This window comes from Gordonia sp. (in: high G+C Gram-positive bacteria), assembly GCF_012515855.1.
Lineage (GTDB): Bacteria > Actinomycetota > Actinomycetes > Mycobacteriales > Mycobacteriaceae > Gordonia.
Map to the genome: position 1 here is coordinate 1 of NZ_JAAYXO010000248.1, position 9,761 is coordinate 9,761.

7 protein-coding genes and 1 pseudogene are annotated in these 9,761 nt (G+C 66.7%); 6 read left to right on the top strand and 2 right to left on the bottom strand.

Annotation, left to right across the window (positions count from 1 at the left end; all coding sequences use genetic code 11):
- The first annotated feature begins 1 nt into the window (after position 1).
- The 3 genes from glyA (at position 2) to GX543_RS17535 (ending at position 3,952) form a co-directional block, all read left to right on the top strand.
- Positions 2–1,294, top strand: coding sequence for a serine hydroxymethyltransferase (gene glyA / locus GX543_RS17525; protein ID WP_290853782.1), 1,293 nt, complete (start codon positions 2–4; stop codon positions 1,292–1,294).
- A gap of 71 nt (positions 1,295–1,365) precedes the next feature.
- Positions 1,366–2,238 (top strand): acyl-ACP desaturase, encoded by an 873-nt coding sequence (locus GX543_RS17530; protein WP_290853784.1) that lies wholly within the window; start codon positions 1,366–1,368, stop codon positions 2,236–2,238.
- 394 nt (positions 2,239–2,632) lie between these two features.
- Positions 2,633–3,952 (top strand): PhoH family protein, encoded by a 1,320-nt coding sequence (locus GX543_RS17535; RefSeq protein ID WP_290853786.1) that lies wholly within the window; start codon positions 2,633–2,635, stop codon positions 3,950–3,952.
- Positions 3,953–4,105: 153 nt separating this feature from the next.
- On the opposite strand, the gene GX543_RS17540 is transcribed toward GX543_RS17535, so the two are convergent.
- A complete protein-coding gene (locus GX543_RS17540; RefSeq protein ID WP_290853788.1) occupies positions 4,106–4,705 on the bottom strand; it encodes a bifunctional 2-polyprenyl-6-hydroxyphenol methylase/3-demethylubiquinol 3-O-methyltransferase UbiG in 600 nt (199 codons plus the stop codon).
- Positions 4,706–4,868: 163 nt separating this feature from the next.
- Here GX543_RS17540 and GX543_RS17545 point away from each other — a divergent pair, with 163 nt between their 5' ends.
- Entirely contained in the window at positions 4,869–5,717 is an 849-nt protein-coding gene (locus GX543_RS17545) for a L,D-transpeptidase family protein (protein ID WP_290853790.1), read from the top strand.
- 106 nt (positions 5,718–5,823) lie between these two features.
- Here GX543_RS17545 and GX543_RS17550 read toward each other — a convergent pair whose 3' ends face one another.
- Positions 5,824–6,501, bottom strand: a complete 678-nt coding sequence (locus tag GX543_RS17550; RefSeq protein WP_290853792.1) for a PIG-L deacetylase family protein — start codon at positions 6,499–6,501, stop codon at positions 5,824–5,826.
- A gap of 124 nt (positions 6,502–6,625) precedes the next feature.
- Between GX543_RS17550 and GX543_RS17555 the strand changes: the two genes are divergently transcribed.
- Together GX543_RS17555 and GX543_RS17560 are read left to right on the top strand one after the other, a co-directional pair.
- A complete protein-coding gene (locus GX543_RS17555; RefSeq protein WP_290853794.1) occupies positions 6,626–8,686 on the top strand; it encodes a hypothetical protein in 2,061 nt (686 codons plus the stop codon).
- Between the two features lie 686 nt (positions 8,687–9,372).
- Positions 9,373–9,761, top strand: a pseudogene (locus GX543_RS17560) (hypothetical protein); the annotation flags it as partial.

The following is a 9,761-nucleotide window of genomic DNA, read 5'->3' on the forward strand; positions in this document are numbered from 1 at the left end:
CATGAGCCAGTTTTCCCAGTCCCTCGCCGACCTGGATCCCGATGTAGCCGCAGCGATGAACGGTGAGCTGTCGCGTCAGCGCGACACGCTCGAGATGATCGCGTCGGAGAACTTCGTTCCGCGCGCAGTCCTGCAGGCGCAGGGCAGCGTGCTCACCAACAAGTACGCGGAGGGCTACCCGGGCCGCCGCTACTACGGCGGCTGCGAGCACGTCGACGTCGTGGAAGACATCGCCCGGAACCGTGCCAAGGAACTGTTCGGCGCCGAGTTCGCCAACGTGCAGCCGCACGCGGGTGCCCAGGCGAACGCCGCCGTCCTGCAGGCGCTGATGGAGCCGGGCGAGACGCTCCTCGGTCTGGATCTGGCGCACGGCGGCCACCTGACCCACGGCATGCGGCTCAACTTCTCGGGCAAGCTCTACGAGAACGCCTTCTACGGCGTCAGCAAAGAAGACTTCCGCGTCGACATGGACGAGGTCCGCAAGATCGCCCGCGAGTGCCGCCCCAAGGTGATCGTCGCCGGTTGGTCGGCGTACCCGCGCACCCTCGATTTCGCAGCGTTCCGCGAGATCGCCGATGAGGTCGGCGCCCACCTCTGGGTCGACATGGCGCACTTCGCCGGACTGGTCGCCGCCGGGCTGCACCCCAGCCCCGTGCCGCACGCCGACGTCGTCTCGACCACCGTCCACAAGACTCTCGGCGGACCGCGATCCGGCATGATCCTGGCCAAGAAGGACTGGGCCAAGAAGCTCAACTCGGCCGTCTTCCCCGGCCAGCAGGGCGGACCGCTGATGCACGTCATCGCCGCCAAGGCCGTCGCGCTGAAGATCGCTGCGAGCGAGGAGTTCGCCGAGCGTCAGCGTCGCACGCTGTCGGGCGCCAAGATCCTCGCCGAGCGGCTGATGGCCGACGACGTCGCCAAGGCGGGCATCTCCGTTCTGACCGGCGGCACCGACGTCCACCTGGTGCTGGTGGATCTGCGCAACTCTGACCTCGACGGCCAGCAGGGCGAAGATCTGCTGCACGAGATCGGCATCACCGTGAACCGCAACGCCGTGCCGTTCGACCCGCGCCCGCCGATGGTCACCTCGGGTCTGCGCATCGGCACCCCGGCGCTGGCCACCCGCGGATTCGGCGACGCCGAGTTCACCGAGGTCGCCGACATCATCGGCACCGCGCTGGCAGCCGGAAAGTCGGCCGACGTCTCCGCTCTGCGCGCCCGCGTCAGCAAGCTCGCCCTCGACCTTCCGCTGTACGAGGGCCTCGAGGACTGGGGCCTGATGTCCGGCGCGTAACGCGTCACCTTCTTGACGGGCGGCCTCGATCGGTTACCGATCGGGGCCGCCCGTCGATTAGGGTGGGTGACGTGGCCGTACTGAGCAATGAAGACCTGATCAACGCGCTTGAGAAGGCGCTGCCGGAAATCTCCGAAGAGCACGCCGAGGGCGCCATCTCGTGGACCCCGTCGGACTGGGTGCCGTGGGACCTCGGTCGCAACTTCGCCTTCCTGGGCGGCGACGACTACGTGCCCGCCGACTCCAAGGTCTCGGACACCGTCGCGACCGGCCTGCTGGCACTGCTCCTCTCGAAGGACAACCTGCCGTCGTTCCACCGCGTGCTGGCCATCCACTTCCCGGTGTTCTCCGACTGGCGTCAGCTGGTCGGCGTCTGGACCGCCGAGGACAACCGCCACTCGCTGGTGCTCCGCGACTACCTCGTGGTGACGCGCGCGATGGATCCGGTCGAGGCCGAGAACTTCCGCCGCATCCACGTGGTCGCCGGTTGGCGCCAGACCCCGGAGGCCGTCGCCGACCTCGGTCCGATGGACGTGCTGGCATTGCTCGCCGTCCATGAGAACCAGTGCGTCGCGTTTGTAGACAGCCTGCTGGCCCACGTCGAGGACGACACCCTGAAGCAGATCCTGGGCAAGGTGCGCACCGACGACGCCGTCCAGGCCGCGACCTTCCAGGCCTTCCTGATGGCCGGCATGGTGGCCGACCAGGAGACCACCGTCCTGGCCGTCGACCGCGCACTCGCAGGCATCGAGCACATCGGCTCGGACATCGCCGACTTCGACGACCGCCGCGACTTCATCGCCGACTTCGAGGACGTCTCGACCGATTCGGCGATCGCCGCCAAGTTCGCGCAGGAACTGAAGCTCGACAGCGTGCAGGAGCTGAGCGAAGAAGCCGAGGCCGCGCGTCAGCGGATCCTCGCGCGCGCCGCCGGTCAGGCTTGATCAGTAACGAATCGCCCATCGCTACCGTCCTCACCGGAGGAGGTAGACGGTGGGCGTTCGTGTTCCGTAGATCGTTGCCCGCCTGCGGTCACGATGTACGGAGTTCGGAAGCTGACTGCTCCTTCTCGTCATTCAACGTTCATCGACACGCACCCTGGCTTTACGGGTCGGCGATGTGATGCGGCGTACGTTGAGCAGTAACGGGCCGCGGGGAAGCGGTTCGTTCGGGAGGTTCGATTCGTGAACGACGCAGGTGTCGCGAGAGGGTCGGCCCCGGCTCTCGCCGAGGTCCGCTGACCGCTTGCCAGTGCGGAGAGCGGGCTGGGCACGAGCCGACCGGCTGCCCAACCAACGAGGGTCCGTGCGGGGCCGCATGGACGCCTAGGAGCCCGACGTGACCGCTCGCACCCCCGCTCGCCGCACTTACGTCCTCGACACTTCCGTTCTCCTCTCCGACCCCTGGGCGATCACTCGCTTCGCGGAGCACCACGTAGTGCTGCCGCTGGTCGTGATCAGTGAGCTCGAGGGCAAACGCCACCACAGCGAGCTCGGCTGGTTCGCCCGCCAAGCCCTGCGCCTGCTCGACGACCTGCGTGTGCAGCACGAGCGCCTCGACGTCCCGATTCCGATCGGCGACGACGACGGCACCGTGCAGGTGGAGTTGAACCACACCGATCCCGCTGTGCTGCCCGCGGGCTTCCGGAACGACACCAACGACTCGCGGATCCTCGCGTGCGCCCTCAACCTGCGCGCCGAAGGCCGCGACGTCACCCTGGTCTCGAAAGACACGCCGCTGCGCGTCAAGGCCGGAGCGGTCGGCCTCGCCGCCGACGAATACCACGCGCAGGACGTCGTCGTGTCCGGCTGGACCGGGATGGACGAGGTCGACGTCGCCGACTCCGCGATCGACGCCCTGTTCGCCGACGGGATCATCGATCTCGATGAGGCCCGCGAGCTGCCGTGCCACACCGGACTCCGGATGCTCGGCAACGGGCACAGCGCCCTGGGCCGAGTCACCGACACCAAGCAGGTGCAACTCGTTCGCGGCGACCGCGAGGCCTTCGGTCTGCGCGGTCGGTCGGCGGAGCAGCGCGTCGCACTCGACCTGCTGCTCGACGAGTCGGTCGGCATCGTCTCGCTCGGCGGCAAGGCCGGAACCGGTAAGTCAGCGCTGGCGCTGTGCGCGGGACTCGAGGCCGTGCTGGAGCGGCGCACGCAGCGCAAGGTGGTGGTCTTCCGGCCGCTCTACGCGGTGGGCGGACAGCAGCTCGGCTATCTGCCGGGCAGTGAGGCCGACAAGATGGGGCCGTGGGCGCAGGCGGTGTTCGACACCCTCGAGGGACTGGTCTCGCCCGAGGTGATCGACGAGGTCCTCGACCGTGGGATGCTCGAGGTGCTGCCGCTGACGCACATCCGTGGACGGTCGCTGCACGACTCGTTCGTGATCGTCGACGAGGCGCAGTCGTTGGAGCGGAATGTGCTGCTCACCGTGCTGTCTCGGCTGGGTTCGGGCTCGCGAGTGGTCCTCACGCACGACGTCGCGCAGCGTGACAACCTGCGTGTCGGACGGCACGACGGCGTCGCCGCGGTGATCGAGAAGTTGAAGGGCCACCCGCTGTTCGCGCACATCACCCTGACGCGCAGCGAGCGGTCACCGATCGCCGCCCTCGTCACCGAGATGCTGGAGGAGTTCGCGCCCGGCGCGAGCGTGTGAGCCGAGCGGCTCGACCCCCGGGCTGATCGAGCGGGACTTCGCCCAGGCTGATCGAGTGCGACCTGCGAGCGCAGCGAGCACTGTCGCGTATCGAGATCGACGCGCAACACCACCTCGACCCGCGTCGCACTCGATCAGCCAGGCGACCCCGCGCTACCGGTGCCGCAGCACTGAGACCGCGAAATCGGCGTCGTCGTGCCAGGGGCGGATGTCCCAGGTGGCGAGCCGGAGGTCGAGGACCAGCTCGGTCTCGGCGAGCGCGGCGTCGAAGTCCTCGAGGGCGAGCTTCGCGACGTGGAACCCGACCACCAGGCGGCCCTCGGGCTTCAGGTGCTCGGCGAGTCGGCGCAAGACGAGCGCTTCGGTCTCCGGGGCGACGAACGCCAGGACGTTGCCCGCGCAGACGATCGCATCGAAGCGGATGCGCGAGCCGTCGTCGTCGTGGAGGTCGAGCTCGGAGAGGTCGCCCACCTGCCAGTCCGGGCCGGGGTAGTCGGTCTCGGCGGCGTCGATCAGCTTGGGGTCGACGTCGACGCCGGTCACGTCGTGCCCGACGGCGTGCAGGTAGCCGCCGACACGGCCCGGGCCGCAGCCGGCGTCGAGCAGCCGCGCGTTGCGCCCGACCATGGCGTCGATGAAGCGGGCTTCGCCCGCGAGGTCGGAGCCTTCGGCGGCCATCTGGCGGAAGCGTTCGATATACCACTCGCTGTGGCCTGGGTCGGTGTCGGTGATCCATCGGGGAGCGGGAGTCATGCCTCCACGGTAGCCCGATCGGGCTGCGGTGGACGGGCCGGGGAGAGGCCGGTTTCGGCTGCTCACGGGAGCGTTGCGGAAAGGTGACGATGGTCTCGGCGGGTGGCGGAGCCGCTGCGGCGACTGGCAGACTGACGTGGTGCTGAAGTTACTGATGAGGCGAATGTTGCAAGTGGGATTCGCGATGACCGCGCTCCTGGGAGCACTCGTGGTGGGTGTCGGACAGGCGGCGGCGATGCCGCAGAGCCCGGCTCCGACCGGTGCCGACCCGGTGACGACGCTGATTGAGAATCTGCTCAAGGGGCTCACGACTCCCGGTGCGCCCGCCGTGCCCGGCGCCGCCGAGACGCGACAGATGATTGTCGCGACCGCGCCGGTGGCGACGTCGCAGACTGCCACGCTCACTGCGTTCGAGAAGGACGACGCGGGCAAGTGGGTGCCGGTGATCGGACCCACTGAGGCGGATCTCGGCGAGAAGGGCATGGGCAAGGCCCAGGACAACGTCTACCGGACGCCGCAGGGAACCTTCCCGCTCAACGTCGCCTTCGGCCGTCAGGACAAGCCCGAGGGCACCAAGATGGAGTACTTCAAGACCACGCCGCGCGACTGGTGGGACTCCAACATGAAGTCGCCGACGTACAACACCCACGTCATCTCGGACGTCAGCCCGGGTGCTGACAGTGAGAACCTGTACAACATGGGGCCGGTGTACGACTACGCGGTCAACATCAACCACAACCCGAACCGCACGCCGGGCGACGCGTCCGCGATGTTCCTGCACGTGTCCAACGGTGAGCCGACCTGGGGTTGCGTCGCGATCGCGCGAGACAAGATGATCGAGGTCCTGAAGTGGCTCGATCCGGCGAAGAATCCGCAGATGACGATCGGCGTCAACGTCGACGCCCCGCAGGAGGCACCTGCGGCCAAGTTGCCGCAGGGCGACCTGCTCGGTGGGATCGTCGGAAATCTGGCCGGGCTGATCCCGAACATGCTGTCGGGAGCTGCGTCCTGACCTGACGAAGCCATATCGATAACCCGGGGCCGTACGCGATACGCGTGCGGCCCCGGTGTCGTTGTTCAGCGAGTGTGCGTCGGCGGCGACCGCCGAGCTTGCGGTGCTACTTCGGGCGGATGAGTTCGAACCCGGACGCGTCGGCGGCATCGAACCCGTCGATGGGTGCCGTGGACCACTGCACTTGGGCGCGGGCCTGGTCGATGACCGGGGTCTCCGGGTCCAGGACCTCCAGGTAGACGCGGTGGCACGCCAGCGATTCGACGGCGCTCTCGGTGAAGCCGGTGACGTCGACGGCGTGGGTCGGTGCGGGGCCGTTCCAGAAGAACTGCGCGGTGACGCCGGGAAGCTCGTCGTAGGCGTCGATCACCGCGGCCGCGAACTCGATGTGGTCGCGCTGGTTCGGTCGGTCGGGACCCCAGCCCGGGCCGCCGTACGTGCACAGGATGATCTCGGGCTGCACCCGCTCGATCACCTCGGTGACCTTGGCGCGCAACTCGGGCGAGTTGACCACCTGGCTGTCGGGGAAGCCCCAGAACTCGACCTCCTCGACGCCGACCACTGCAGCCGACGCGATCTGTTCGCCCTCGCGCAGGGGGCCCGCGGTCTCGGCGGGCATGCCTTCGATGCCGACTTCACCGCTGGTGGCGAGGGCGTAGACGACGCGCTTGCCTTCGGACGTCCAGCGGGCGACCGCCGCCGCCATTCCGTACTCGGGATCGTCCGGGTGCGCCACCAGAACGAGGGCTGTCGACCAGTCTGTGGGGAACGTTGCAGGGCTCATGCTGGCCACGGTACGCGGAAACGAGGGAAGTCTGTCTGCTGAATGACCCGGGGACCTCCATTCCGGACTCCACCGGACCGCGCGCGATAGTGTCGACGCACACGGCAATGTGAACAGAGGGTGAGTGGTGCTCGGGACGACTGTTGATCGCGGGTTAGTGTATGTCGGCGAGAAGCTGGGCGATGGCGGTACAGCGACGGTCTATCGAGCGACTGTGCCGGAACTCGGGGCGGTAGCGTTCAAGGAGTATCGCGTCGGCCGTGACGACGGTCTTTGCTCCCGGCCCGATGCCGCCTCGGTGCAGCGTCTGATGGCGCGGATCATGGTGATGTCTACCGAGAATCGGTCGAGATGGCTCGACAGCTTCGCATGGCCACTCGCTCTGGTGGAGTCGGACGGTCAGCCAGTCGGGTACCTGATGCCGTTGGCGCCGGACCGCTTTCATGTGGACTACGTGACCGGGAACGGCGCGCGGCAGCGGACAACGCGACGGTTTGCCGACATGCAATTGCTGTTGAACAGTCCTGAGTTCCTCGCCCATCGCGGCATTGGTGTCTCGCGGGATCAGCAACTGCAGTTGCTCCGCAGCGCGGCAGAGGGGTTCGCGAAGCTCCATGCGAACGGACTCGTAGCCGGAGATGTGTCGGCGAGGAATCTTGCGTTTGATGTCAGCGCGAATGACTGCGCCGTGTACTTCATCGATTGCGACGCAATGACCGAGGTAACGAGGTCGGGCGGTGGGCGATACATGGAGACTGCGGAATGGACGGTCCCGGTTGCTATTGACGGGTCCCGGGAGCAGCTGAACACGGTTGCGACGGACTCCTACAAGTTCGGGTTGCTGGTCCTTAGGCTGCTGACCGGTCGTCAGGATGCCCGGGATCCGATCCTTCTGCCTGGCGATGTATCGAGTCTTCGGCCTCTACTTACTCAGGCGTTGGCAGACGATCCGCTAGCTCGGCCCAGGCCCGCCGACTGGGTGCCGTCGTTGATCATCGCGATTCGCAGAATCTCGGCAGACCGGCCTGAAGCGGTGCGTGGACGGATCGATCGGGGTCTCGTGCCACAGCAGTCGGCGGTCGAGCCGGCTGCGGCAGGCGAGTATCTCCGGTCCCCGGAGCATCGCAATGACTTCCCGCGGATGGAGGCGCCGTGCGACTCAGAGAAGCAGTGCGTGTCGACGGGGGTCGGCTTCGATCAGTACGGCCTTCGGGTGCACTCCGGCTCGGATGACGTCACGCGGTTGGACGATGCAGACCTCAGCGCACGTGACAGGCAGCGCATCGTCGGTCGGATCGCCCGGTGCTTGACCACAGCGGCCGAACGCGGGTTGTCCCATCCTGGATTGACGATCGACAATGTCGGTATCCACGAGCGCGGCGGCAAGCTCGAACCGGTGATCTTCGGATTCGAAGAGATGCGGTCAGGTGTCGTCGCGACACGCCCTCCTGGATTCGACCAACTCGTGCTGAAGATTCTCCGCGCAGAATCGCTTCTCGCTTCGTCCCGCAAGCACGCAACGCCGGGAACTGAGTTCCGGCCGGGTGCGACATGTGGCGAGTATGTTGCGCAAGTGGTCGCGCTACTCAAGGAGACTTCGGAGGTTGCGGCGACCAAGGTAGTTGTGTCGGAGGTGCCCGCAACGACATCGGGCGAGACGCCGGTCTCGATGAGGATGCGCCTCGTGGCGCTGCTCGGTCCCGGGATCATCGCGGTGCTGGCGTTCACGGCTCCGTGGATGCGCGTCAAGATCGACGGCGAGCCCTATGTGGGGTTCTCGCTGGCTCGGACCATCGTCGACACCCCATCGACGGACGTTATCACCGAGATTCCGTCAGACAACGCAGGGTGGGCGGTCGCGCTCGCGGTGATCGCGGCCGTGCTCGGAGTGCGGTCGATGGTCGCGCGCGACGCTGAGGCGGCAGCGATGCGAGTCGCCGGCGGCGGACTCGTTCTCGCGGCGCTCGTCGTCGCAGCGTGGGTCGGTCGCTCGGATTGGAGCAGTGATCACACGTTCGTACTTGCGCAGCAGGGCGGCTTCGTTTCCAACGTCAGCTTCCACATGGCCTGGGGGTACTGGCTGTCGTTGTTTGTTGCGCTTGCATCGGTGGCTGTCGCTGCGTTCGTTTACAGCTTCGATGAGGTGAGGTTCGAGAAGCGTGCGAGAAGGATCGAGGAGCGATAACGATACGGATCAGAGGGAGACAGTAGCGAGCAGCGCGACGATGCTCGCCAGACCGACCGTTATGCCGACGAGCGCGACGGTCCGGCACCGTTGCTCTGCAAGCGCGGCTGCCGAGCTTCCGGAGGCCCGAAGTTGCTTCGAGCGGCGGCGCAGGACGAGCGCGAAAAGCCCGATGGGAAGAAAGAGTAAGCACGCCAGGGCTGAGAGTGGCACCAGGTCAGATGATTTTCGCGAGTCAGTCGCACTAGTCGGTTGGGCACCGATCGTCGGTACGACGGGTGCCTCGACGGTCGGGACCTGGTGTTCGACAGAGTCATTCAGCGAGTTCGTGGCCGACCGGGCGGGCGCTCGGGGTGACGCAGTCTCCTTGCGTGGCGGTGTCGGCAAGTGCCGCAGATCAATATGCGGAAGCGCTTCTCGTCCGAGCCCGGACCCCGGTACCGGCGGATCTTCCGGTGGAACTACCGGATCGCCAGAATCGGTCCGCCGCCATCCACCCGGAGGTTCAGCCGGATGCACCGCGTTCATCGACGCCTCGTGTCCTCGTGCTGCCGGTGCCGCAGACCAATCGTGCAAGTTCTCATCAGGTCGGAGTGTAGCGGCAATCGCACAACGGAGTGTGCAAGCGCTGCGTGCTCATTCAGCCGAATGGTAGATCCGAGGATCGGGTCAACACACACTAGGGTGTGATCCAGACGGGTGGGAATCGCCTGCCGGATGACTGTGAGGATCGCACGTTGGAAACGCTCGGCACCGTTCTGCCCATCTACTTTGTCGCTGACGAGAGCGCATCCATGGGGCCGCACGTCGGGGAGATGAACGACGCGCTCGACGAACTGCTGGCGGCATTACACGAACAGCCGTTTGCTGCGTCTAAGGCGCGCTTCTCGATCATCGGCTTCTCCGATCAGGCTCGGCTGTACCTGCCTCCGGCTGACGTCCGTGATCTCACCGCTCTGCCGCAGTTGACCGCGAACAGCGTGACGGAATACTCGGCGGTCTTTGAACTCCTGTCGGTGCAGATTCCCTACGACGTCCAGCGGCTGAAGGACGAGGGCTACAGCGTTGCCCGCCC

Bases quoted from the DNA above. Each gene is read 5' to 3' on its own strand.
- GX543_RS17550 (WP_290853792.1), bottom strand. From the start codon at position 6,501: ATGAGCCCTGCAACGTTCCCCACAGACTGGTCGACAGCCCTCGTTCTG.
- glyA (WP_290853782.1), top strand. From the start codon at position 2: ATGAGCCAGTTTTCCCAGTCCCTCGCCGACCTGGATCCCGATGTAGCC.
- GX543_RS17540 (WP_290853788.1), bottom strand. From the start codon at position 4,705: ATGACTCCCGCTCCCCGATGGATCACCGACACCGACCCAGGCCACAGC.
- GX543_RS17545 (WP_290853790.1), top strand. From the start codon at position 4,869: ATGTTGCAAGTGGGATTCGCGATGACCGCGCTCCTGGGAGCACTCGTG.